Genomic DNA, 21901 nt, shown 5'->3' with positions numbered 1-21901 from the left:
TGCCCGACAGGAGCCTAGCGTCAGCGGCCCGATTCTCCCAGCCATCGCCGCAGGCGACGTTCTCCACGACGCATGACGACCGCGTGCGCTGCGGAGAAGACCGGTCGCAAGACGACGTCGGTTCGTCGCATCCACGGCCGCGTCACTTCGACATGCCAGTCGATCAGTAGCACCGTTCGGCGTCGGCCGACCGGTACGAAGCGCAAGACGGCGCGCCCGACGAGGTCCCCGGTCGAGGTGAACGTCATCTGGCCGGGCCGGCGTAGCCGCAGGTCGTCGATCGTGAAGCGCAGCCGATACCCCAGGCCACTGCGGGCCATGAGGTGCAGTGCGCCGTCGTCGCGTCCCACCACCTGGACGAGATTCCACCACGGGAGCGGGTCGTCGGCCGCGAGCGACGTTTCGACGACGTTCCACAGGTGGGCGCGGTCGACCGGCAGCTCCCACCGGGACCGGAACTCGTATGGCTCGACCTCCACGGTCAGGCCCGGCTGACGGCGCGTCGCCGGTAGACCCACCACAGGCCGATCAGCGGCAGGACGAGCGGCACGAACGCGTACTGGATGCCGAACAGCGACCACACGGTCGCCTCGGGAAAGAGCGCAGGATCGAGCACCGTCAGCAGGCCGACGGCGAGCACGCCGACGAGTTCGAACCCGATCGTCCATGACGCGAGCCGCTGCCGGTTGGTCGCCAGGGCGTAGGTCGCGAGCACGTACACCAGTCCCGCCAGCGCCGACAGCGAGTACGCGAACGGCGCGTCCTCCGCGTGAGTCGCCAGCTGGTACAGCGAGCGGGCGGACGCCGAGAGCGCGAAGACCGCGTACACCGCGACGAGAAGGCGGCCGAAACCGTGTGAGGTGTGCGCGTCAGCCACGAGCGGGCCCCTCCCAGATGCCGTGAAGCCGGAGCATGAGCGCGGCGACGGTGATCATCGCGATCGTGACGACGCCGGTCCCCCAGCGCGTCTTCTCCACCACGCCCCAGAACACCGCCGCCGGTGGAATGACGAGCGTCGTCGCCAGGTACGAGAAGAACAGGATGCCGTCCACCTCGTGATCGCGCCCGTTGTAGGCCATCGCCGAGCCGACGGTGATCGCGATCAGCCCGACTTCGAGCAGCGCGATCGCGTAGAACAACGGGTTGCTGAACCGATAGCCGCGCCAGCTGTGCCATGCCGCGTACGCGCCGACCGCGAGCGCATAGGCGCAGGTCGCGTAGACCACCAGCGCGCTCACCGCCACCTCCGAAGACTCGACGCAGGAAAGTGTTCCATGCGGCAGACGACCACTGGACCGAGGGTGGCAACACTGACAGCATTACTGTCACAATGAGCGACGTGAACACTCCGGTCGTCCTCGTCTCTCCTGCCATGGCTATCGGTTCGCACTTCTACGGTCGCGTGGTCGAGGCGTTCGAGTCCCGGGGCTGGCATGCGCGAGCCCTTCCGCGCCGAGGTTTCGAGCGTGACGGCGTGCGGGCGTCGCGCCGCCACGACTGGTCCTACGCCGACGAGATCGCCGACACTGCCGAGGCAGTCGCCAAGGCGCGGGCGGAGTTCCCCGACCATCCCGTGCTCCTGCTCGGGCACAGTCTCGGCGGGCACGTCGCGGTGGGCCACCAGCTCACCCACGAGCCCGCCGACGGCATCGTCCTCGTCGGCGCGTCGCTGCCGCACTTCCGGTATTACCCGCATGCCGGCCTCGGACTCCTCACGATGGGCCTGCTCGTGCCGCTGGCATCGGCGGTTCGCGGCTTCGTGCCGCCACCGCTGTTCGGCGCGCCGGGAGCCCGCACGCTCATGCGCGAGTGGGCCCACGTGGCGCGCACAGGCGGGGCGCCGTTCCCGGTCCCCCACCGGATCGACACACCGACCCTCGCGATCGACCTCGAAGGCGACCGCTACGCGGTGGCGGCCGCCTCGCGGCACTTCGAGCGGACCCTCATCGAGCCCAGTGCGTTGACGCGCTGGGACTATCGCAGAGCCGACACGCCCGAAGGCGGCTCGACCCACCACGTGTTCTGGGCGAAGACGCCCGACCCTGTTGTCGACCAGGTCGTCACCTGGTGGGCGGACGTCAGTCGCTGACCGCGTCGAACGCTTCGACGGGCGGGCACGAACAGACCAGGTTGCGGTCGCCGTACGCCTGATCGATTCGCCCGACGGGCGGCCAGTACTTGTCCTGCGTCGCCCCGGCCGGAAACACGCCCTCGGCGACCGAGTACCCGTGCGACCACTCGAGCAGTTCGCGGGCGGCGTGCGGAGCGTTGCCCAGCGGGTTGTCGTCCGCGGCGTAGCCGCCGTCGGCGAGGCGATCGATCTCGGCGCGGATCGCGAGCATCGCGTCGCAGAACCGATCGAGCTCAGCGCGGTCCTCCGACTCGGTCGGCTCCACCATCAGCGTCCCTGCGACCGGGAAGCTCATCGTCGGCGCATGGAACCCGTAGTCGATGAGGCGCTTGGCGACGTCCTCGACCGACACGCCGGTCCGCTTGGTCACCTCGCGCACGTCCACGATGCACTCATGGGCGACGAGACCGTGGTCGCCCGCATACAGCACCGGGAACGCGTCACGCAGCCGCGCAGCGACGTAGTTGGCCGACAGAACCGCCACGGACGTGGCGTCGGTGAGCCCTTGCGGGCCCATCATGGAGACGTACGCGAACGGGATGGGCAGGATTCCCGCCGATCCGTAGGGAGCGGCGCTGATCGCACCGATTCCCTCGCGGCGCTCCTCGCGGGGGTGCAGCGGGTGGCTGGGCAGGAACGGTACGAGGTGCTCTGCCACGGCGATCGGACCGACGCCGGGACCACCGCCACCGTGCGGGATGCAGAACGTCTTGTGGAGGTTGAGGTGCGAGACATCGCCGCCGAAGGCGCCCGGGCGGGCGTGCCCGAGCAGCGCATTGAGATTGGCGCCGTCGACGTACACCTGTCCGCCGGCCTCGTGGACGATGTCGCACAACTCGCCGATGCCGTGCTCGTAGACGCCGTGGGTCGACGGATACGTGACCATGATGGCGGCGAGGTCGTCGCGGTGCTGGTCGCACTTGGCGCGAAGGTCGGCGAGGTCGACCTCGCCGGACTCGTTCGCGGCGACGATGACGACGCGCATCCCGGCCATGACCGCGGACGCGGCGTTCGTTCCGTGAGCCGACGATGGGATGAGGCAGACGTCGCGCGCCTCGTCACCCCGGCTGCAGTGGTAGGCCCGGATCGCCAGCAGCCCGGCGAACTCGCCCTGCGAGCCGGCGTTTGGCTGGACGGACACCGCGGCGTAGCCGGTGACCTCGGCGAGCCAGCCCTCGAGCGTCTCGACGAGCTCGATCATGCCGGCGGCGTCCTCGGCCGGCACGAACGGATGGAGTTCGGCGAACTCCGGCCAGCTGATCGGCTCCATCTCGGTCGTGGCGTTGAGCTTCATCGTGCACGAGCCGAGCGGGATCATCCCCCGATCGAGCGCGTAGTCACGGTCGCTGAGCTTGCGCAGATACCGCAGGAGCTGCGTCTCGCTGCGGTGCTCGGAGAACACCGGGTGGGTCAGGATCTCGTCGCGACGCAGGAGCGGTTCGGGCAGATAGGCCCGTCCGGAGAGCATCCCTGGCGCCGACACCCCGAACGCTCGCAGCACCGCTTCCAGGTGCTCCAACGTCGTCGCCTCGGAGCAGGCGACCTGCACGTGGTCGCCGTCGACCTGCCACAGGTGGACCCCCGACTTCCGCGCGGCTGCCACGATGCTGCCCGCCCGACCGGGCACGCGCGCCACGACGGTGTCGAAGAACTCCTCGTGCACGATCTCGACGCCACCGTCGCACAGCGCCTCCGCGAGCGTGGCCGCGTGCTGGTGCACGGTCAGCGCGATCTGCCGAAGGCCCTCGGCACCGTGGTAGACGGCGTACATGCCCGCCACGACGGCGAGGAGGACTTGCGCGGTGCAGATGTTCGAGGTGGCCTTCTCACGGCGGATGTGCTGTTCGCGGGTTTGCAGCGCGAGGCGGTACGCCGGGACGCCGGCCGAGTCCACCGACACCCCCACCAGCCGGCCCGGCAGGTGCCGTTCCAGTCCGTCGCGCACCGCCATGTACGCGGCGTGCGGACCGCCGTAGAACATCGGCACACCGAAGCGTTGAGTGGACCCGACGACGATGTCAGCGCCCATACTGCCTGGCGACGTGAGCGCCACGAGCGCGAGCGGATCGGCGACGACGACGGCGAGTCCGCCGGCCGCGTGAACCGCGTCGATCACGGCCGACGGATCGGTCACGGCACCGTCCGCTGCCGGGTAGGCCACCACGACGCCCGCCACGTCCTCGACCCCACCGGCCCCGGAGAGCTCGAGCTCCTGCAATTCGATGCCCACCGCTTCGGCGCGGGTGCGCAGCACCGCGAGCGTCTGGGGTGCCAATCGCGAGTCGACCGCGATGGGGCGCAGATCCTTGCCTCGCGAGGCGCGCCGAATCACGGTGAGCGCCTCAGCCGCCGCTGTTCCCTCGTCGAGCAGCGAGGCGTTGGCCGTCGGCAGCCCGGTGAGGTCACCGATCATGGTCTGGAAGTTCAGCAGCGCCTCGAGCCGGCCCTGGGAGATCTCGGGCTGGTAGGGCGTATAGGCGGTGTACCACGACGGGTCCTCGAGGACGTTGCGGCGGATGACCGCCGGCGTCAGCGTGGGGTGATATCCGAGCCCGATCATCGCCACCCCGGGGCGATTGCGTGCCGCCAGTGCGCGCAGCCGGGCGATGGCGGCGGTCTCGTCCAGCGCGTCCGGCAACGCGAGCGTTTCGTCATGGCGGATGGCCTGCGGTACCGCGGCTGCCATCAGGGCGTCGAGCGAGTCGTAGCCGAGCCGCTCGAGCATCACCGACTGATCGCTAGGTCGGGGACCGATGTGGCGGGCGGCGAAGGGCGTGGTCACAGTGGGCTCCAGGGTCGGCGGTCACAACCCCTCCCCCTCTGTCGCAGCGCTTCAGAGATGCCTCGTTCGTGTGGTCCGGGTGCCTGAGAGGTTCCGGGGAGGAATTGCCCCTTCGGCGCCGCGCCCTGGACGCGGTCTCTCCCACACGTGTCAGCAGCAGTGCGAGTCTAACTGGTGCGCCGTGCCCGACGCGCGGCCAGTTCGTCGGCCACCTGCGGCTGGCTTTCGGCGCGTTCGGTCGGCAGCTCGAGCAGCGTGCCCTCGATCTCCTTCCACACGCCGCCGATGGCGATGCCGAAGACCCCTTGGCCGCCCTGGAGCAGATCGATGACCTCGTCGGCCGATCGGCACTCGTAGACGCTCGCGCCGTCGCTCATCAGCGTCACCTGGGTGAGGTCGTCGGTGCCGCGCTCACGAAGGTGGTCGATGGCGGTGCGGATCTGCTGGAGCGAGACCCCCGCGTCGAGCAGACGCTTGATGATCTTGAGCAGCAGGACGTCCTTGAAGGAGTAGAGCCGCGCGGTACCCGAGCCGGTGGCCGACCGGATGGTGGGGACGACGAGACCGGTGCGGGCCCAGTAGTCGAGCTGGCGGTAGGTGATGCCGGCGGCATTGCACGCGGTAGGGCCGCGGAAGCCGGTGTCCTCGGGCAAGGGCGCGAGATCGTCGGTGAACAACAGGCCCTGGTCGCCCGCGCGCGAACGGGCCTCCGCCGTGTCGTCTCCCGTGGTCGGATCGATCATCGTGCGCCTTCCTGCGTGCCGTAGGGGGAAGTCTACCTCGCGAAACGACACTCGTGTGCTTCGCGTGCTCCCTCAAGGTAAAGCTGAACCTGAGGGTTCACCAAGAACCGACGCGGCGTGTCGCGCCGGTTCAGCGCTCGAAGTCCTCGGGGTCGACCGATTCGAGGAACTCGCGGAACCGTTCGACCTCGGCCTCCTCGTCCCGCGTGGAGCTGATCCCGGCCTCGTCGAGCACGTCCTCGGCGCACACGATGCGCGCCGTGACCCGCAGCGCCAGCGCGATCGCGTCGCTGGGCCGCGACTCGACCACCGCGCCGGAGGCGAACACGATCTCGGCGTAGAAGACGCCGTCGCTCACGTCGACGATGCGGATCTCTTCGATCTCGTCGCCGAGCTCGGCGATGACCGAGGTGAGCAGCTCGTGCGTGAGCGGACGAGGGGTCATGATCTGCTGCTGCGCCTGGGCGATGGCCGATGCCTCGACGGCACCGATCCAGATCGGGAGGTAGCGCAGACCCTCGACCTCGTGCAGCAGCACGAGCGGCTGGTTGGTCGGCATCTCGATCCGGACCCCGATGACCTCCAGCTCGCGCATGGCTAGCTCCCCCGGAGCTCGTTGCGGACCAGGACGGTGTGCAGCCGCACCAGCGTGGCGGCGAGCTCGGCCAGCGTGGCGGCGGCGTTCGGGTTGGTGCGCGAGGCGGAGGGCACCGCCTGTTCGAGCAACGAGACTTCGCGGTCGGCCGCAGCGCGGAAACCTCGCAGGTGCCGTGGCTCGATACCCAAGGTCGCCATCTTCCCGACCAGCGAGGCGATGAGCAGATCGTCGCGGCTGTAGTAGCGCTGTTGCGGCCGCCGGCGGATGAGCTGGAACTCCTCGATGGCTTCGAGCGTCTCCGCGTCGATGTCGGCCGCTTCGAGCAGCTCATCTCGCGAGAGGCGGGTCGCTCCCTGGCCTTCGGAGAAGGTGGCCGCCGTCGGCATGCCGTCGGCCGAGCTGACCGTGACCTCGGGGACGAACCAGGCGACGTCGTCGTCGGCGAGATCAGGCAGCACACCGCGATCGATCTCGTCCAGCACCTGCCGGATGTGGCCCAGCGGCCAGAACCGCTCCTTCTGCATGCGCAGCACGAATCGCAGCCGCTCGACGTCGGCGTAGGAGTACTTCCGGTACCCCGAAGCAGTGCGTTCGGGCTCCACGAGCCCCTCCTGCTCGAGGTAGCGCAGCTTGCTGAGCGTCAACTCGGGGAAATCCGGGCGCAGTTCGTCGAGGACCTTGCCGATCCCCAGGCGCGCGCTCGGCTCCGGGAGCGCTTGGCTCACTGGGGCCCGTCCTGGGCGGACGCGCCCGGGAAGTAGATGAGCCGGTACTTGCCGATCTGGACCTCGTCGCCACCGCTGAGCAGGATGTCCCCGTCGATGCGATCGCGGTTCACGTACGTGCCGTTGAGGCTGCCGAGGTCGGAGACCACGAAGCCGCGGTCGCGCCGCGTGAACGTCGCATGTCGTCGCGACACGCTGATGTCGTCGAGGAAGATGTCGCTCGAGGGATGACGGCCCACCGAGATGTGATCGTCATCGAGCAGGAAACGCGATCCGGCGTCGGGCCCGCGCTGCACCAAGAGCATCGCGCTGCCTTCGGGGAGGCTCTCGACGGCCGAAAGATCGGTCGCGGACATCTCCTCGGTGTCGGCGTCGATCGCCGGGAACATGTTCGTGTCCTCAGTTCCACCCGGCGTGGACATCGATCACCAACTCCTCCAAAGGTCTCAAGGTCACGTTCAGGTTGGTGCGTCCAACCTAGCATTCACGCCCAGCGATCGGCAGGCCCTTCGGCCAGGAGTTCACCGCGTGGTCAACCCGCGGTGTGGGCCGTGTAGGCGTCCGCGTCGAGAAGCTCCTCCGTGGGGTCGCCGGAGACCCTCACCCGGAGCAGCCAGCCTTCGCCGTACGGGTCGGAATTGATGACTTCCGGGGTCGCCTCGAGCACGTCGTTACGGGCGACGACCTCGCCGTCGACCGGCGAGAACACGTCCGACACCGACTTGGTGGACTCCAGTTCGCCCACCACGGCGCCGGCCTCGACGGCGTCGCCCGAGTCGGGCAGATCCACGAAGACGATGTCGCCGAGCTGGTCCTGCGCGAAGTCGGTGATGCCCACGACGGCGATGTCACCCTCCAGGCGCACCCACTCGTGCTCGCGGCTGTAGTACAGGTCTTCAGGGATCACGGCGTCTCCTCGTCAGGGCTCACGATGCGGGACGAGCGTACTGCGGCTCGGGGACGTCGGCGAGAGCCGTGATCGCCACCCGGTCGCGTTGCTCGACAGTCACCGTACCGCCGCGATCCTCGACACGATCGGCCAACCCGCCGCGGAATCGCACGGCCTCGGCCATCGTGTGCGGGTCGCCGATCGCCTCGATGACGTACGGCGGTTCGAGCAGACGCCCGCCGACGCGCACGCCGTCGCGATCGTCGAGGAAGTACGTCTGGGCGACGACGCGAGCGGCGCCGTTGATCGCGATGACCTCCGCTCCGGCGTCGCGCAGTTCCTCGACCGAGTCCAGCAGGATCGCCGCCGTGACGGCGTCCTCCGGGCCGGACAGCTCCACGGCGATACCCGGACCTGCCGCCGCCGACGTCCCCGCCAGGATCGCCAGTTCGGCCGCCCGCTTGCGGGCAGCCTCCTCCGCCTGCTCCGAACTCGCCGAGGAATCGCGCAGCTCGTCACGCGTGGCGCTGAGCTCCTCGATCTGGCGCGCGAGTCGCTGGTTGGACGCGTCGAGGGACTTGAGCAGTTCTCCCAGCTCGGCGCCGCGGACCCCGGAGAAGTCCTCCCGCTCGTCCTGCCGCCACTGCGCGACGATCGCGAACGCGAGCACGGCGACGAGCACCCCCGCCAGGAGCTGTAGCGGCCGGCCGACCCGGCGCCGCTCACGCATGGAAGACCTGCCGGCGGATAGCGGCTGCATTGGCGAAGATCCGGATGCCGAGTACGACGATCACTCCGGTGGACAGCTGCGAACCGACGCCGAGCTGATCGCCCAGGTAGACCATGGCGGCCGCGATCAGCACGTTGGACACGAAGGAGATGACGAACACCCGGTCGTCGAAGCGCTTCTCCCCCAGCGCCCGCACAGCGCCCACGACGGCATCCAATGCCGCGATGATCGCGATCGGGACGTACGGCTCCAGCGGCGCGGGGACCGTGGGCTGCAGGATGAAGCCGGCGACGATGCCGACGACCAAGCCGATGATCGGGATCACGGCACCTCCTCCATCGACGTGGCGTGGGTCAGGCTCAGCCTCGCACGAGGCACGGCCGGGACGGTGAGCTCGTCGTCCGTGACGATATCCCAGCTCACGCCGCTGGCGTCGGACCGATGCTGCCAGTGCCGACCGGACGGATTGGCGGTCCAGCTCTCTTCGAGTTCGGGTGGGCCGATCGCGGTGATCTTGTACGGCTCGTTGAGGGTGCGGTAGTTCACCGTCACCGACTCGCCAGCCCACCGGATCGCCGTCATGCTCCCGATGCGCTGCCCGTTGATGGCCACCGCCTCGGCGCCGGCGTACCACAGGCCGTTGACAAGCAGCTGGAGGTCGAGATCGGAGATCTGCGCCGACGCCCCACGGTCACCGGAGCGCGCGGTGATGACGATGCCCGGGCCCACGGCCGGTTCGTCCGCGGCGACGACGGCCGCGGCACGCTCATCGACGTCCGTGCCGGCTGCAGCCTCGCGCAACGCCTCCACCTCGGCGGTGAGCTCTTCGACACGGCCGCGCTGGCGATGGACGAGTTCCTCGCGGGCCTCGATGTCGTCGATCAGGGCGGCGCGCTCGAGGTCGGTGGCGGGTTGGTCCGTCGCCGTCTGCACCGCCGCCGTGGAGATGAGGAGACCGAAGGCCAGCAGCGTCACACCGCTCAGCACGCGCGAGTAGCGGCGCGGGGAACGGTCCCGCACCGCGTAGTAGTCGTCGTCGAGTGCGGTCCGCCACAGCTGGTCGAGCAGGGCCTCGGCGTCACGCCCGCCCGAGGGCGGCGTGGTCATGTCGACCGCACCGGCGGCATCGTGGTGAGCAGGTGCCGCAACTGGAAGGTGTACAGGATGCCGGCCCACCAGTAAAGCCCGACGCCCCAGATAGTGAAGGCCCAGCCGAAGACGTTGGCCAGGTCCGCCACCACCCCGGTGCCGTCCCCGAGCAGCAGCAGGGGGAAGGCGTAGAGCAGGCCGGCGGTCGCCGCCTTGCCCAGGAAGTGGACCGGGAGCGCGCTGAACCCGCGCGTGCGCAAGAAGGGCACGAGCGAGAACAAGAAGACGTCACGCAGCGGCAGGATGATCGCCAGCCACCACGGAATGATCTCCCGCAGGCCGAGGCCGATGACGACCGCGAGGATGTAGAGGCGGTCGGCGACGGGATCGAGGATCGCCCCCAACCGCGAGGTCTGGCCGAGCGAGCGGGCGATCTTGCCGTCGAGATAGTCGGTGATGCCCGAGACCACCAGGACGGCGAGCGCCGCGACGTCCCACTGCGGCCCCAGCACGAGCCACAGGAACAACGGCACGAGCGCTATGCGCACGAGGCTCAAGACGTTGGGGACGGTCATCAACCGTTCCGCCCTCGGTTCTGGCACCCGCCCTCCTCGCTCGCTCGTGTGCGTCCCAGCCTAGGCCATGGCCTGCCACCGCCGGCGCAGGCTGTCTCGAAGGTCGACCCGCTCTTGCGCGGGTGATCTGGGCTGACAGACTGTGGACAGACACCTCTACGTCGCAGCCGTGGGCCGAGCGGCCCACCACACTCAAGGAGGACGCGTGGCTGAATACACCCTGCCCGAGTTGCCGTACGACTACGGCGCACTTGATCCGCACATCTCGGGCAAGATCATGGAGCTGCACCACACGAAGCACCACCAGACCTACGTCAACGGTTTGAACACCGCTTTGGAGAAGCTCGAGGAGGCCCGCTCGACCGGCTCCTTCGAGACGGTCAACCTGCTGGAGAAGAACCTCTCGTTCAACCTCGGCGGACACATCAACCACTCGATCTTCTGGAAGAACCTCTCTCCGGAGGGCGGCGACAAGCCCACGGGTGAGCTGGCCGCGGCCATCGATGACAACTTCGGATCGTTCGACGCCTACCGCGCCCAGTTCGAGGCCACCGCGCTCGGCATCCAGGGTTCGGGCTGGGCCATCACCGCCTGGGACACGTTGGGCCAGCGCCTCGTCATCGTTCAGCTCTACGATCAGCAGAACAACATCCCGGCGACGCTGATCCCGATCTCGCAGCTGGATATGTGGGAGCACGCCTTCTACCTCGACTACATGAACGTCAAGGCCGATTACGTCAAGGCGTTCTGGAACATCGCCAACTGGGCCGACGCGCAGGAGCGCTTCACCGCCGCCACCTCGGGTGGTCAGGTGCTCTTCTGAGCCGCTGAGCAGCGACGTACGACGCCTACTTCCGGTCCAAGGACTGGAGGTAGGCGTTGTACTTTTCCAGCTCCGCATCGTGGTCACGGTCGGCCTTGCGATCGAGGCGGCGCGCCTCTCGGGAGTCGGACCGGAACCACTGCACGAAGATCGCTGCCATGACCAGCACGAGTGGCACCTCGCCGGTCGCCCACGCGATGCCGCCGCCGAGGTACTGGTCGGCGAGCAGGTCGGTGGCGAAGGGGCGGTCGAGCGCGGTGTAGAACCCCTCGGCGATGACGTAGTCGGCGCCCATCACCGCGACCGAGAAGAAGGCGTGGAACGGGATCGAGATCATCAGCAAGCCGAACCGCACGAGCGGCGGCACTGAACGCGGCGAGGGGTCCACGCCGATCACGACGTAGTAGAACAGCACCCCGGCCAGCAGGAAGTGCGCCTCCATGAACACGTGCCCCGAATGGGTCCGCATGAGGACCTCGAAGAGGCTGCTGAAGTAGAGGGCGTAGAGGCTGCCCATGAAGATGATCGCGGCCACGACGGGGTGCGTGAAGAAGCGCGCGAGCCGCGAGTGCACGAACGCCATGAGGAGGGCGCGCGGCGAGTGCTCCCCCGGTCGGCGGGCCCCAGGAAGGGTCCGCAGGGCGAGCGTGATCGGTGCGCCGAGCACGAGGAAGATCGGCGCGATCATCGACAGCATCATGTGCGAGATCATGTGCATGCTGAACATGACGTGCGAGTACTCGCCGATACCGCCGATCGTGGCCCACGCGACCACCAGGACGCCCACGCACCACGACACCGTGCGGCCGATCGGCCAGCGGTCCCCGCGACGGCGCAGCACCACGAGGCCGGTCACGTAGAGGGCGAGTGCGAAGACCGTGAACACCAGGCCGAAGCCGTTGGCGCTCCAGCCGAGGAAGATCCGCGCCACGGTGGGCTCCTCGGGCATCGGAGCCCCCAGCAGTCGCTCGGCCGGCGTCTGCAGCACGTCCTCGCCCACCGGTGTCGGCGTGCGCGACAGCACCACGGCCAGCGCCATCGCCGAGATCATGACGAACAACTCGGTCACGGCCAGACGCGCGAAACCCGAACCCGCCGCGACGATGCGCCGGCGCTGCAGGAAACCGAACGCGCCCAGGGCGACGAGTGCGCCCGTCTTGGCCACCACCAGCAGACCGTAGGAACTGGTGATCTGCGACCAGCTGCCCAATCGGATCGCCGCGTTGATGACCCCCGAGGCGCCGACGGTGACGAATGCCCACAGCGCGATCGGCGAGTAGCGCACGATGGCCTCGTGGAGGCGCTTGCTGCCGCGCAGGGCGACCCACGCCAGCGCGAGCAGACCACCGACCCACACGACGATGCCGACGAGGTGCAGCATGAGACTGAACACCGCCAGCGTGTGCGAACCGGCGTTGGCCGCGTGGCCGGCGAACGCCACCGGCACGACCGTCGCCACCGCAATGCCGAGCGTGACCGCCAGCGGACGTACGGCGAGGGTCCATCGACACACCACTGCGACGATGATCGCGCCGAGCACCTGCAGCGCGAAGGCGCGTCCGGGCGCGAAGTCGATGACGAACGACCCGATGAGGTTGACGTTCAACCCGTTCACGGGTCGGGCGAAGACATCCGAGACGTTGAGGACGAGGAGCGTCGTGCCGGCCACGGCCCAGCCGATCGCCGTCCACGAGGCGAGCCGGACGGCCTGCACCGACAAGCCCTGCAATTGCGCACCCGAGGGCAGAAAGAGCACAGCGACGAGCAGGAATCCGACCGTCGCGACGGCGCCGAGATCGGTCAACAGCCGGGCGATCGGAAGCGCCCATCCCACGAAGGGGCCCGGATCGGGGATGCCCGGCGGCGCCGCTTCGGGAGTGGTGCCCGCGAGGGTCATCGCGGCGACGACGACGGCGAGGCCGACGAGGAGTCCGGCGAGGGCCAGACGGGCCGGCGCTCTCATGCTGCGTCGCGGGAGGACGGGGCCCGACGGCCACGCACCAGCAGCATCGCGGCGACCGCCAGCACGAGCACGATGGCGACCCAGAGCCACGGGGACGACCAGACGCCACCGTCCTCCTCGCTGTCGGCGGCGATGGGATCGTCGTTGACCTCCGCGGAGGGGATCGTGAAGTTCGTGCTGCCCTCGACCGTATGACCGTCGGCGGACACCACCCGGTAGGACACCGTCCAGTCACGTCCCTCGGTCGTCACCCCGGCGAGGTCGACGATCACGTTCTCACCGTCGATCGTCGGGTCGCCCGCCGGCAGCGAGACCGGGCGGCCGTCGACCACGACGCTCGCGAACGCCGGCTCGCGCATGTCCTCATTGAACGTGAAGGTCACCTGCGAAGGGAGCGCCTCGAGCTGCGATCCGTCTTCGGGGTCGACGCCGACCAGCCCGGCATGCGCGTTCGCCCCTGGGGCGATCAGGAGCACCATCGTCGATGCGATCGCGAGGACGGACAACAACCGGCGGCAGGCCGCGGACATGACGACTCCCAGGGACGATGACGGGGACGTCTCGAGAATACCCGCGAGGCCCTTGGCCTCAGCCGCCGCTCTGCTTACCGTGAACGCATGGATCAGCAGGGAGAGTTGCAGGAGACCGGCGAGTACATCACCCGCGACGAGCGCTGGGGGGCGCACAACTACCATCCGTTGCCCGTCGTCATCGCTCGCGGCGAGGGCGCGTGGGTGACCGACGTGGACGGCCGGCGTTATCTGGACTTCCTCTCGGGCTACTCCGCACTGAACTTCGGACACCGCCATCCGGCGCTCGTCCGCGCGGCTCATGAGCAGCTGGACCGGCTGACCCTGACCTCCCGGGCGTTTCACAACGACCAGTTCGGACGGTTCTGTGAGGACCTGGCCCAGCTCACCGGCACCGAGATGGTGCTGACCATGAACACCGGGGCCGAGGCGGTCGAGTCGGCCATCAAGGTGGCGCGCAAGTGGGCGTACGAGGTCAAGGGCGTGCAAACCGACGCCGCCGAGATCATCGTCGCCACGAACAACTTCCACGGGCGGACCACCACGATCGTCTCGTTCTCCGACGACCCGGTCGCACATGACAACTACGGCCCGTTCACGCCCGGCTTCGTGACGGTGCCGTATGGGGACGCGGCCGCGGTCGAAGCGGCCATCGGGCCGAACACGGCCGCGGTGTTGATGGAGCCGATCCAGGGCGAGGCCGGCGTGATCGTGCCCCCGTCCGGTTTCTGGGCGTCGGTGCGCGAACTCTGCGACGAGCACAACGTGCTGATGATCGCCGACGAGATCCAGTCGGGTCTCGCGCGGACGGGAAAGCTGTTCGCCCTCGATCACGAGGGCGTGCGCGCCGACCTGTACACCCTCGGCAAGGCCCTCGGCGGTGGCATCGTCCCGGTGTCAGCAGTCATCGGCCGCGCCGACGTGCTCGGCGTACTCAAGCCGGGACAGCATGGCTCGACCTTCGGTGGCTACCCGGTTGCCTGCGCCGTGGGGCGCGCCGTCGTCGGCCTGCTCGCGACCGGGGAGTTTCAACGCCGCGCCACCGAACTCGGCGAGCATCTGCACCGACGCCTCGCCGAACTCGAGGGCAAGGGCGTGGCGGCGGTCCGCGGCCGAGGCTTGTGGGCCGGTGTCGACATCGATCCGCTCGCCAAGACCGGACGGGAGGTCTCGATGCTGCTGCGCGATCGCGGAGTGCTCTGCAAGGAGACCCACGAGCGCACGTTGCGCATCGCTCCCCCGCTGGTCATAGAACGCGACGAGATCGACCACGCCATCGACGCCCTCGCCGACGCCCTCACCGCCTGACCCGCCCCCAGGTGGCCGAGTAGGCCGGAGCTCTGCGGAGGCCGTATCGAGACCACATTCACGCGACGTGGTCTCGATACGCTCCCTCGTACCTCGGTCACTACTCGACCACCAAGACCCCACCCAGCGACGTAGCTGGTCGAGTAGGCCGGAGCTCTGCGGAGGCCGTATCGAGACCACATTGCGCGACGTGGTCTCGATACGCTCCCTCATTCCTCGGCCGCTACTCGACCACCTACAAGGGGGCCGTCGCTACTCGGCCGCGTGCGGTGATCCGGGGGCCCAGGCGAGCGGGAGGAGGAACTCTGTGCTGAGGGGAGCGATCGGCACGATGTCGAGGTCGGCGGGGCCGATCCAGCGCAGCTCGGCGATCTCGGCGGCACATTCCACCGCGGGGGCCACCGGGCGGACCCGGAACGCGTCGGCGCGGACGCGGTGTCCGGGCTCGTTGGCGGCGGCGGACTCGAAGGCGCCGAGGTACTCCACGTCGTCCTCGGACAGGTCGAGTTCGAGTTCTTCGGCGAGTTCGCGCCGGATCGTGTCGACGGGCCGCTCCCCCGGCTCGGGCTTGCCACCCGGCTGCATGAAGGTGCCGGTCCCGTGCTTGCGCACCATAAGGGCACGGCCCTCAGCATCGAGAATGATCGCGGCGGCGACGTGGACGACCGGCGAAGAACTCACCGGCCCATCCTAGAACGACGAGGGGGCGGCTCCTGCCATCGCAGGAACCGCCCCTTCAAGACCGGCGGATCAGGCCTCGTCGTCGAGCGCCTTGGCGACGCGGCGGTGAGCCTCCCAGATCTCCTCGGGCAAGCCCTCGAACTGCTGGAGGTGCTCCTCGCGGAAGCCCATCTCCTGACGCCAACGCTCGACGTCGATGGTCAGGATGCGATCGAGGTCCTCCTGCGGGAGGTCGAGGCCGTTGAGGTCGAGCTCCTCCTCCGTGGGCAGCACGCCGACCGGGGTCCTGCGGCCGGTGACCTCGCCGTTCTTGTACTGCATGAGCCACAGCAGCGGACGCAGGTTCTCCCGGTAGCCGGGCCACAGGAAGTGGCCGTCCTCCGCGTCGCGCTGGAACCAGTTGACGTGCGCGAAGACCGGCTTCTCGGTCGCCTGACCGATGATCTTCAGCCAATGCGCGGCGTACGCACCCTCCGCGTACGACATGAACGGCCGCATCGACATGGGGTCGTAGCGCAGCTGGCCCTCGACACCCTCGGCGGCGAAGGTCGCCTCGGCGCCCAGGGTGAGGCCGTCGTAGACGCCCTCGGCGATGTCGTCGATCGCGCGGATGAGAGGTTCACGGTCGCGGGTGCGGCCGCCGAAGATGATGCCGTCGATCGGCACGCCCTTCGGGTCGTCGTAGTCGCCGGCGACGTTCGGCACGTTCGACAGCGCGGTCGTGAACCGGCTGTTGGGGTGGGCCCACGGTTCGTTCTGGTCCTCGGGCGTGCGCTCGGCGATGAGGCTGCCCTTCCAGTCCCGCCAACCGTCGAGGTCCTCGGGCGGGTTCTTGGTTTTGCCCTCCCACCACACCTCGTGGGTCTTCTCGTTGTACGCGACGTTGGTGAACAGCGCCTGCGTGCCGGGCTGGATGGAGTCCAGAGCAGTGGGGTTGGTGAGCTCGTTGGTGTCCTTGGCCACGCCGAAGACGCCGTTCTCCGGGTTCATGCCGTAGAGCTTGCCGTCCTCGCCGACCCACAGCCACGCGATGTCGTCACCGTAGAACTCGACGTAGTAACGGTCGCCGAGCGCGTCGGGGGCGAGCGTCATGGCGAGGTTGGTCTTGCCCGAGGCACTCGGGAAGCCACCGCAGATGTGGTACTTCTTGCCGGTCTGCTTGTCCGTGATGCCCAGGAGCATGAACTGCTCGGCGAGGAACTTGCCAGAGGCCCAGCCATCGTACGAGGCCTGGCGCAGACCGTGGGCGATCTTGCCGAGCAGCGCGTTGCCGCCGTACGAGGAGCCGTAGTGCAAGATGGTGCGCTCGTCGGCCACGGTCACGAAGTAGCGCTCGTCCTCGGGCGTGCCCTGACCCAGGTTCGGCAGATCACCGGTGACGTGCACGGCCCGGACGAAGCTGTCGGGGTCGGCCAGGTTGTCGATGAGGTCGACACCGACGCGCGCCATGCGGATCATGTGGAGGACGACCGTGCGGTGATCGGTCAGCTCGACACCGGCCGCGTACGCCTCGAGCGGCGAGCCGGGAGGGGCCATGAGGTAGGGCACCACGTACATGGTCTTGCCGGCCGATGCGCCCTTCATGCGCTCGAGCATGAGCGGCTTCATCTCGTCGGCGGGTCGCCAGTTGTTGTAGGCACCCTTGTCGGAGGGCTTGTTCGTCGCCACGATCGTGCGCTCCTCGGAGCGCGCGGTGTCCTTGTAGTAGGAGCGCGAGTAGTACAGACCCTCACCGGCGGGCTCGATCTCGCCCGCGTCGAGCGACTCCTGAATCAACCGGGCATCGTCAGCCGCGCTGACGACCTCGATCCGGTCGGGGGTCGTGATCGCGGCCCACTCCTTGACGTACTCGCGCACGTGGGGGTTCGTCAGGCCGGCCTCGTCCAGGACCTTGTCCACATCCACCATCGGTCTGTTCTGTCCTCTCGTACGAACACGCCGCCGCAGTCCCTCCAGTACGGACTGTGATCGGCGTTCCATTGGTGGGCACACTACCTGACCATTCGGGCCCCGATGTGGCGGGCCGTGTGACCCGAGACTCAGCCCTCTGCCATCAGTGCGGACGCCAGCTCCTCGACGGCGGTGGGCGGTCCCGCGACGGACCAGGTCACCCCGCCGACGTCGAGCTGGCGGGTGGCACCACCGACTCCGGCGACGATCGCGGCGCCCGGCAGCCAGTCCCAATCGGCGACGGTGTGCTGGAACCAGCAGCCGAGCAGACCGGTCGCCACGCCGACGAGATCCATCGACCCCGAGCCGAGCATCCGGATGGTCGCGGGAAGCTGTGCCGCGCGACGGAAGGGTTCGGCGACGACGGACTCCCGCATGCGCGGCGGGTGCAGGTAGGTGGCGGCGCTGATCCCGGCGAGCGGAAGATCCGGGATCGGCCCGAGCGGGGCGCCGTTGCAGGTGGACGGATGGCGCGGACCGCCGACGAACACATCGCCCGTCCTCGCGTGGGCGACGGCGCCGAGGACGAGTTCGAGGCCGTCGACGAGGGCGAGAGCAGAGCACCAGTAGTCGGAGCCCGAGGCGAAGTTGTAGGTGCCGTCGACCGGATCGACGATCCACCGGCGACCGCTGGTTCCCTCATGCCGGGCTCCTTCTTCGCCGAGAATGCCGTCGTCGGGGCGCTCAGCGGCCAAGGTCTCGACGATGTGGCGTTCCGCGGCCGTGTCCGCGGAGGTCACGATGTCCGAGATCGACGTCTTCTGCGCGATCGTCAGCTGAGTGTCGGCGCGCATCCGCGCGGCGAGCTCGGCCGCTTCGCGCACGAGGCGCGCGGCGAGGTCGACGTCGTCGTGGTTCACGCGTCGCCCTCCCCCGCCACGAGGCGGTTGACCCGGTCGACCTTCGCGCTCAGCTGCCCGGTGTAGCCGGGTCGGATGTCGGCCTTCAGCACCAGACTCACGCGCGGGTAGGACGCCGTGAGAGCGTCCACGCAGCGCGTGACCACGGCCATGACCTCGTCCCACTCCCCCTCGAGGTTCGTGAACATCGCGTTCGTCTCATACGGCAGCCCCGAGTCGCGGACGATCCGCACCGCCTCGGCCACGGCGGAGGAGACGCTGCCGGAGTCGTCGGGGGTCAAGGGCGAGATGCTGAAGGCGGCGATCATGCCTCCATCTCATCACGCTGCGGCGACCACGAGTCGGCCCTAGGGTGGCCGGGGATGAGCCGAACGATGACGAACTGGTCGGGAAGCATGCGCTTCTCGCGTCGCCACCACCGCGAACACCGCACCACCGCCGAGGTCGCCGGACTCGTGCGCACAGCCAGAGCGCGGCGAGACCCTTCGCGTCAACTGACCCGAGTGGACGCCAGCTCGGGCCAGCTCGCCACGACCGTCCTCACTGGCTGGGGAACCGACTAGTCCCGCGGCTGCGCCGGGTTCGTCGGGTCGCCGTGCGACGGCGGATTCACCGGCGGCGCATCCGTATGACCGTCGGTCTGCCGCGGCACATCCACGCTCTCCCCGGCGCCCGGTGCCGCTCCCGTGGGATCACCGCCGCTCGGCGACTCCCCCGAATGGAGCGCATCGAGACGGTGCTCGATCGTCTGCACGACGAGCGGGCGGTCGGCGTGCGCGCGCTCGTACGCCAACAGCTGGTCGAGCGCTTCGGCGTCGAGCGTACGGATCTGCGACTGGATCGCGGACGTCGTCAATTCGTCGTAGTCCGGCAGGGGTGCTTCGTGGGTCACGGGTTGACTCCTTCGGCTGGCGGGGCGTTCCAGCGCAGCAAGGCGCTGACGGGCGCATCGAACTGCATCGTTCGCGGCACGACCTCGATTGCGGCGCCCGTGAGCGTGGCGGCCGCGACGAGAACCGGTCCGGCCGGCAGCCGCTCGGGGACGTCGGTGATCGAGCCGAACGCGAGCCCCGGATAGTGACGGGGCTCGACCTCGACATCGGCCAGCGCGTCCGGGTCGACGAGCAGCCGCTCGACCTGACCGGACACGAAGGCGTTGAGGACGTCGTTCAACCCGGTCGCGACGGCGTCGTCGCGACCCAACCGCTCGGCGAGCTCCTCATTCCGCTCGACCGCACGAGTCCCGAGCACCTCGTCCAACGTCCGCTCGACCGCTTCGGCGAGCGCGGCGTCCCCGCCGTCGGCGTTACGAGCGCCGGCCTCGAGGTCGATGATCGTCACGTCGAGCATGTCGCTCAGGGCCTCGCGCACCTGGGAGCGGCTGTCGGCTTCTCCGGCGATCAGCACCAGATCGATGCCCTCCTGCGTCACGTGGTGACGGATCTCCTTGGCCACCTCCTGCGCGTTGCGCTCCCAGACATTCTCGGTCGAGTGCTGCCATTTCAGGTGGGCCCAGCCGCCACCGGACACCTTGTTCTCGTACATCGTCTCGCCACCGGCCTCGGTGGTCGTCGAGGCACGATGAACGCCGGACCGGTGCACCGCCACGTCGCCGCCTTCGTGATCGATCAGGGCGAGCACGAAGGGCACGGTGGCGTCGGCGTCGGCGATCCAGGGCAGGAGATCGGGCAGCGGGCCCCAGGACCCGTGCGGGGACGTCCGCTCGGTGCGTGTCACCTCGTCGAGCAGAATACCCCCGTTCTCGGTGGCCACCACGCAGCGACTGGTCGGCGCGGGAAGCCCCGTCTGCTGAGTCAGCCGGTCCGCGATCGACTGCTGCAACGCATCGGGGGCTCCCTCGTCGCTCAGCCGGTCGGTCGCCGCGCGAGCGATCTGGTCCGCCGCACTGCTGGGGTTCTCCACGTCACGGCTGACGTCGACATAGGCCGTGGCGAACGGACCCGGATCGTCGAACAGTGGCGCTAGTCCATCGGTTTTCACGGAGTCGATACCTCCTGGGTCGTGAGGTTCTCGGAGCCTCCAGCCTCACACGGCTCCGGGTACCACGCATTCCGACCGACCACGCAGGATCGTGCTCAGTCGCTCAGCGTCATGCGGGGCGCGCCCGTCGGCGTCGTTGTCGAAGTAGACCCAGGTGTCGCGTCCCCAGGCCACGATCCGATCGGCCCATTCCTCGAGCAACGCGTCGTCGTAACCGCCGTGGTAGAGGACCTCCGGGCCGTGGAGGCGGACGTAGGCGAACGAGGCCGTGGGCTCGGTGAACACCGGCCAGGTGCCGGCACCGTCGGAGGCGACGAGCGCCACGTCGTACTCGGCCAACACCGGTAGGAGACGGTCGAGCCCCGCCTCCCCCCGCACCTCCAGGGCGTGGTGCAGCGGCAGGGCGTCGTGCTCCCCGTCACCGAACCAGTGACGGTCCGCGGCGGCGAGCGCCGGGCCGTGCTCCCGGGCGATCTCGCGCGCCTGCGCATACGTGCGCGGCAGCATGGCGAGGAAGGCGGGCACGTCGGGCGAGGTGAGGTCGAAGTCGGCCGGCAGTTGCCACAACATCGGCCCGAGCCGATCACGCAGGGCGAGCACACCCGACCCCAGGAAGTTGGCGAGCGGCTGGCGGGGATCGCGCAGTCGCCGAAGATGCGTCAGGTAACGGCCGCCCTTGAGGGCGAACCGGAAGTCCGCGCTCACCGTCTCGTACCACCGCTGGTAGGTGCTCGGCCGCTGGAGCCGGTAGAAGCTGGCGTTGACCTCCGCCGTCGACAGCCGCGCGGCCAGGTAGGCGAGTTCGTCTCGCTGACGCACCGACGAGGGGTAGTAGTCGCCGTGCCAGGACCGATAACTCCAGCCCGAGACCCCGATCCGGACCTGCATCAGCGCCGGCGCACCAGGACGACGGCGTCGAGGATCTCGGCCTGCTCCCCGTCGGGACCGGTGACCCGGCGGGGGCGGTTCTCCGCCACGACGACCTCCCACTGCTCGATGGGCAGGGAGAGGGCGGCGACCTCCTCTTCGGCGTTGAGCAGCGGCGGACCGTGGCCCTCGTGTCGGTCGCGAGCCCAGGGTGGAGCCGAGGCGTGAGCGACGACGAGAAGATGGCCGTTCGGGGCGAGGCGTTCGGCTGTCGATCGCAGGACCTCGTACCGCGGAAACTCGACGGGAGACTGGAGGAAGCATGCCGAGACGAGGTCGAACTCCCCCTCCGGCTCCCAGGCCGCGAGGTCGTGCACGCGCCAGCTGATGTTGTCCGCGAGGCCGGCGTCCGTTGCGGCCCGCCGTGCGCGTTCGAGCGCTGTCGGGGAGACGTCGACCGCGGTGACCGACCACCCTTGTGCGGCGAGCCAGATGCTGTCGCCGCCCTCGCCGCATCCCAGATCCAAGGCGCGGCCCGGCAGCATGTCGTCGACGACATCGACGAGTGACTGGTTGGGCCGACCCGACCACGTCTGCTCCCGTTCGCGGTAGCGGGACTCCCAGAACTCGCGCGCGTCACCGGCTCCGTTCATAGG

The 21901-nt window shown here is 69.0% G+C and carries 26 protein-coding genes and 1 riboswitch; of the genes, 3 read left to right on the top strand and 23 right to left on the bottom strand.

Translation table 11 applies throughout. The annotated features are described in order from the left end of the window. Nucleotides 1–20: 20 nt before the first annotated feature. From D9V41_RS10740 to D9V41_RS10730, 3 genes are read right to left on the bottom strand one after another with little or no spacing between them, the layout of a single operon-like run. The gene (locus D9V41_RS10740) at nucleotides 21–479 is read right to left on the bottom strand and encodes an SRPBCC family protein (RefSeq protein WP_121794559.1); all 459 of its coding nucleotides are present in this window, start codon (nucleotides 477–479) and stop codon (nucleotides 21–23) included. A 2-nt stretch (nucleotides 480–481) separates the two neighbouring features. After that, nucleotides 482–877, bottom strand: a complete 396-nt coding sequence (locus D9V41_RS10735) for a hypothetical protein (protein ID WP_121794558.1) — start codon at nucleotides 875–877, stop codon at nucleotides 482–484. Next, nucleotides 870–1238: a hypothetical protein gene (locus D9V41_RS10730; RefSeq protein WP_133434170.1), complete on the bottom strand. Its 369-nt coding sequence runs from the start codon at nucleotides 1236–1238 to the stop codon at nucleotides 870–872. The genes D9V41_RS10735 and D9V41_RS10730 overlap by 8 nt, the downstream gene beginning before the upstream one ends. Before the next feature lie 101 nt (nucleotides 1239–1339). Here D9V41_RS10730 and D9V41_RS10725 point away from each other — a divergent pair, with 101 nt between their 5' ends. After that, entirely contained in the window at nucleotides 1340–2089 is a 750-nt protein-coding gene (locus D9V41_RS10725) for a serine aminopeptidase domain-containing protein (protein WP_243697236.1), read from the top strand. On the opposite strand, the gene gcvP is transcribed toward D9V41_RS10725, so the two are convergent. From gcvP to clsA, 10 genes are all read right to left on the bottom strand, one after another. Continuing rightward, a complete protein-coding gene (gene gcvP / locus D9V41_RS10720; protein WP_279432343.1) occupies nucleotides 2079–4913 on the bottom strand; it encodes an aminomethyl-transferring glycine dehydrogenase in 2835 nt (944 codons plus the stop codon). The two genes, D9V41_RS10725 and gcvP, sit on opposite strands and share 11 nt — an antisense overlap. A gap of 61 nt (nucleotides 4914–4974) precedes the next feature. Then, nucleotides 4975–5067, bottom strand: a riboswitch (glycine riboswitch). A 13-nt stretch (nucleotides 5068–5080) separates the two neighbouring features. Continuing rightward, nucleotides 5081–5656: a MerR family transcriptional regulator gene (locus D9V41_RS10715; protein WP_121794554.1), complete on the bottom strand. Its 576-nt coding sequence runs from the start codon at nucleotides 5654–5656 to the stop codon at nucleotides 5081–5083. A 130-nt stretch (nucleotides 5657–5786) separates the two neighbouring features. Beyond that, nucleotides 5787–6251 carry a bifunctional nuclease family protein gene (locus D9V41_RS10710; protein WP_121794553.1) on the bottom strand — a complete coding sequence of 155 codons (465 nt, stop codon included), beginning with the start codon at nucleotides 6249–6251 and terminating at the stop codon, nucleotides 5787–5789. A gap of 2 nt (nucleotides 6252–6253) precedes the next feature. Next, on the bottom strand, nucleotides 6254–6979 hold the full coding sequence (gene ftsR / locus D9V41_RS10705; RefSeq protein ID WP_121794552.1) for a transcriptional regulator FtsR: 726 nt from the start codon (nucleotides 6977–6979) through the stop codon (nucleotides 6254–6256). Continuing rightward, complete coding sequence (locus D9V41_RS10700; RefSeq protein ID WP_121794551.1) at nucleotides 6976–7401, bottom strand: FHA domain-containing protein; 426 nt, start codon at nucleotides 7399–7401, stop codon at nucleotides 6976–6978. Before D9V41_RS10700 ends, ftsR begins: the two co-directional genes overlap by 4 nt. 110 nt (nucleotides 7402–7511) lie before the next feature. Further along, nucleotides 7512–7886 (bottom strand): glycine cleavage system protein GcvH, encoded by a 375-nt coding sequence (gene gcvH, locus D9V41_RS10695; RefSeq protein WP_121794550.1) that lies wholly within the window; start codon nucleotides 7884–7886, stop codon nucleotides 7512–7514. Nucleotides 7887–7905: 19 nt separating this feature from the next. Further along, a complete protein-coding gene (locus tag D9V41_RS10690) occupies nucleotides 7906–8598 on the bottom strand; it encodes a DUF881 domain-containing protein (protein WP_166376002.1) in 693 nt (230 codons plus the stop codon). Beyond that, complete coding sequence (locus D9V41_RS10685; RefSeq protein ID WP_121794548.1) at nucleotides 8591–8923, bottom strand: small basic family protein; 333 nt, start codon at nucleotides 8921–8923, stop codon at nucleotides 8591–8593. Before D9V41_RS10685 ends, D9V41_RS10690 begins: the two co-directional genes overlap by 8 nt. Next, nucleotides 8920–9705 (bottom strand): DUF881 domain-containing protein, encoded by a 786-nt coding sequence (locus D9V41_RS10680; protein ID WP_121794547.1) that lies wholly within the window; start codon nucleotides 9703–9705, stop codon nucleotides 8920–8922. Before D9V41_RS10680 ends, D9V41_RS10685 begins: the two co-directional genes overlap by 4 nt. After that, nucleotides 9702–10262, bottom strand: a complete 561-nt coding sequence (clsA, locus tag D9V41_RS10675; RefSeq protein WP_121794546.1) for a cardiolipin synthase ClsA — start codon at nucleotides 10260–10262, stop codon at nucleotides 9702–9704. The genes D9V41_RS10680 and clsA overlap by 4 nt, the downstream gene beginning before the upstream one ends. Nucleotides 10263–10467: 205 nt before the next feature. Here clsA and D9V41_RS10670 point away from each other — a divergent pair, with 205 nt between their 5' ends. Then, entirely contained in the window at nucleotides 10468–11085 is a 618-nt protein-coding gene (locus tag D9V41_RS10670) for a superoxide dismutase (RefSeq protein WP_121794545.1), read from the top strand. Between the two features lie 25 nt (nucleotides 11086–11110). On the opposite strand, the gene D9V41_RS10665 is transcribed toward D9V41_RS10670, so the two are convergent. Together D9V41_RS10665 and D9V41_RS10660 are read right to left on the bottom strand one after the other, a co-directional pair. Next, entirely contained in the window at nucleotides 11111–13048 is a 1938-nt protein-coding gene (locus D9V41_RS10665; protein ID WP_121794544.1) for a bifunctional copper resistance protein CopD/cytochrome c oxidase assembly protein, read from the bottom strand. After that, a complete protein-coding gene (locus tag D9V41_RS10660) occupies nucleotides 13045–13578 on the bottom strand; it encodes a copper resistance CopC family protein (protein ID WP_166376001.1) in 534 nt (177 codons plus the stop codon). Before D9V41_RS10660 ends, D9V41_RS10665 begins: the two co-directional genes overlap by 4 nt. 87 nt (nucleotides 13579–13665) lie before the next feature. Here D9V41_RS10660 and rocD point away from each other — a divergent pair, with 87 nt between their 5' ends. After that, the gene (rocD, locus tag D9V41_RS10655) at nucleotides 13666–14886 is read left to right on the top strand and encodes an ornithine--oxo-acid transaminase (RefSeq protein WP_121794542.1); all 1221 of its coding nucleotides are present in this window, start codon (nucleotides 13666–13668) and stop codon (nucleotides 14884–14886) included. A 252-nt stretch (nucleotides 14887–15138) separates the two neighbouring features. Here the strand turns inward: rocD and D9V41_RS10650 are convergent, their stop codons facing one another. The 8 genes from D9V41_RS10650 to D9V41_RS10610 all read right to left on the bottom strand — a co-directional run bounded on the left by D9V41_RS10650 (nucleotide 15139) and on the right by D9V41_RS10610 (nucleotide 21898). Then, on the bottom strand, nucleotides 15139–15567 hold the full coding sequence (locus tag D9V41_RS10650) for an NUDIX hydrolase (RefSeq protein WP_208006831.1): 429 nt from the start codon (nucleotides 15565–15567) through the stop codon (nucleotides 15139–15141). A gap of 69 nt (nucleotides 15568–15636) precedes the next feature. Beyond that, entirely contained in the window at nucleotides 15637–17475 is a 1839-nt protein-coding gene (locus tag D9V41_RS10645; RefSeq protein ID WP_121794541.1) for a phosphoenolpyruvate carboxykinase (GTP), read from the bottom strand. Nucleotides 17476–17606: 131 nt separating this feature from the next. Beyond that, a complete protein-coding gene (locus D9V41_RS10640; RefSeq protein WP_243697235.1) occupies nucleotides 17607–18377 on the bottom strand; it encodes an inositol monophosphatase family protein in 771 nt (256 codons plus the stop codon). Continuing rightward, the gene (locus D9V41_RS10635) at nucleotides 18374–18685 is read right to left on the bottom strand and encodes an MTH1187 family thiamine-binding protein (RefSeq protein ID WP_121794540.1); all 312 of its coding nucleotides are present in this window, start codon (nucleotides 18683–18685) and stop codon (nucleotides 18374–18376) included. Before D9V41_RS10635 ends, D9V41_RS10640 begins: the two co-directional genes overlap by 4 nt. Before the next feature lie 251 nt (nucleotides 18686–18936). Then, complete coding sequence (locus tag D9V41_RS10625) at nucleotides 18937–19269, bottom strand: DUF8129 domain-containing protein (protein ID WP_121794538.1); 333 nt, start codon at nucleotides 19267–19269, stop codon at nucleotides 18937–18939. Beyond that, on the bottom strand, nucleotides 19266–20378 hold the full coding sequence (locus D9V41_RS10620; RefSeq protein ID WP_121794537.1) for a baeRF2 domain-containing protein: 1113 nt from the start codon (nucleotides 20376–20378) through the stop codon (nucleotides 19266–19268). The genes D9V41_RS10625 and D9V41_RS10620 overlap by 4 nt, the downstream gene beginning before the upstream one ends. 45 nt (nucleotides 20379–20423) lie before the next feature. Then, the gene (locus D9V41_RS10615) at nucleotides 20424–21266 is read right to left on the bottom strand and encodes a DUF72 domain-containing protein (RefSeq protein ID WP_121794536.1); all 843 of its coding nucleotides are present in this window, start codon (nucleotides 21264–21266) and stop codon (nucleotides 20424–20426) included. Next, nucleotides 21266–21898 (bottom strand): class I SAM-dependent methyltransferase, encoded by a 633-nt coding sequence (locus D9V41_RS10610; protein ID WP_121794535.1) that lies wholly within the window; start codon nucleotides 21896–21898, stop codon nucleotides 21266–21268. Before D9V41_RS10610 ends, D9V41_RS10615 begins: the two co-directional genes overlap by 1 nt. Between the last annotated feature and the right edge of the window lie 3 nt (nucleotides 21899–21901).

Source organism: Aeromicrobium phragmitis (genome assembly GCF_003674095.1).
In the GTDB taxonomy this organism is placed as follows: domain Bacteria; phylum Actinomycetota; class Actinomycetes; order Propionibacteriales; family Nocardioidaceae; genus Aeromicrobium; species Aeromicrobium phragmitis.
The sequence above is the reverse complement of the archived record's forward strand: the minus strand, read 5'-3'. Positions and strand labels throughout refer to the sequence as shown.

Coding starts and splice junctions, on each gene's coding strand:
- D9V41_RS10660 (WP_166376001.1), bottom strand. CDS start 13,578: ATGTCCGCGGCCTGCCGCCGGTTGTTGTCCGTCCTCGCGATCGCATCG.
- D9V41_RS10700 (WP_121794551.1), bottom strand. CDS start 7,401: ATGTCCACGCCGGGTGGAACTGAGGACACGAACATGTTCCCGGCGATC.
- D9V41_RS10680 (WP_121794547.1), bottom strand. CDS start 9,705: ATGACCACGCCGCCCTCGGGCGGGCGTGACGCCGAGGCCCTGCTCGAC.
- D9V41_RS10635 (WP_121794540.1), bottom strand. CDS start 18,685: ATGATCGCCGCCTTCAGCATCTCGCCCTTGACCCCCGACGACTCCGGC.
- D9V41_RS10665 (WP_121794544.1), bottom strand. CDS start 13,048: ATGAGAGCGCCGGCCCGTCTGGCCCTCGCCGGACTCCTCGTCGGCCTC.
- D9V41_RS10690 (WP_166376002.1), bottom strand. CDS start 8,598: ATGCGTGAGCGGCGCCGGGTCGGCCGGCCGCTACAGCTCCTGGCGGGG.
- clsA (WP_121794546.1), bottom strand. CDS start 10,262: ATGACCGTCCCCAACGTCTTGAGCCTCGTGCGCATAGCGCTCGTGCCG.
- D9V41_RS10715 (WP_121794554.1), bottom strand. CDS start 5,656: ATGATCGATCCGACCACGGGAGACGACACGGCGGAGGCCCGTTCGCGC.
- D9V41_RS10645 (WP_121794541.1), bottom strand. CDS start 17,475: ATGGTGGATGTGGACAAGGTCCTGGACGAGGCCGGCCTGACGAACCCC.
- D9V41_RS10615 (WP_121794536.1), bottom strand. CDS start 21,266: ATGCAGGTCCGGATCGGGGTCTCGGGCTGGAGTTATCGGTCCTGGCAC.
- rocD (WP_121794542.1), top strand. CDS start 13,666: ATGGATCAGCAGGGAGAGTTGCAGGAGACCGGCGAGTACATCACCCGC.
- D9V41_RS10610 (WP_121794535.1), bottom strand. CDS start 21,898: ATGAACGGAGCCGGTGACGCGCGCGAGTTCTGGGAGTCCCGCTACCGC.
- D9V41_RS10710 (WP_121794553.1), bottom strand. CDS start 6,251: ATGCGCGAGCTGGAGGTCATCGGGGTCCGGATCGAGATGCCGACCAAC.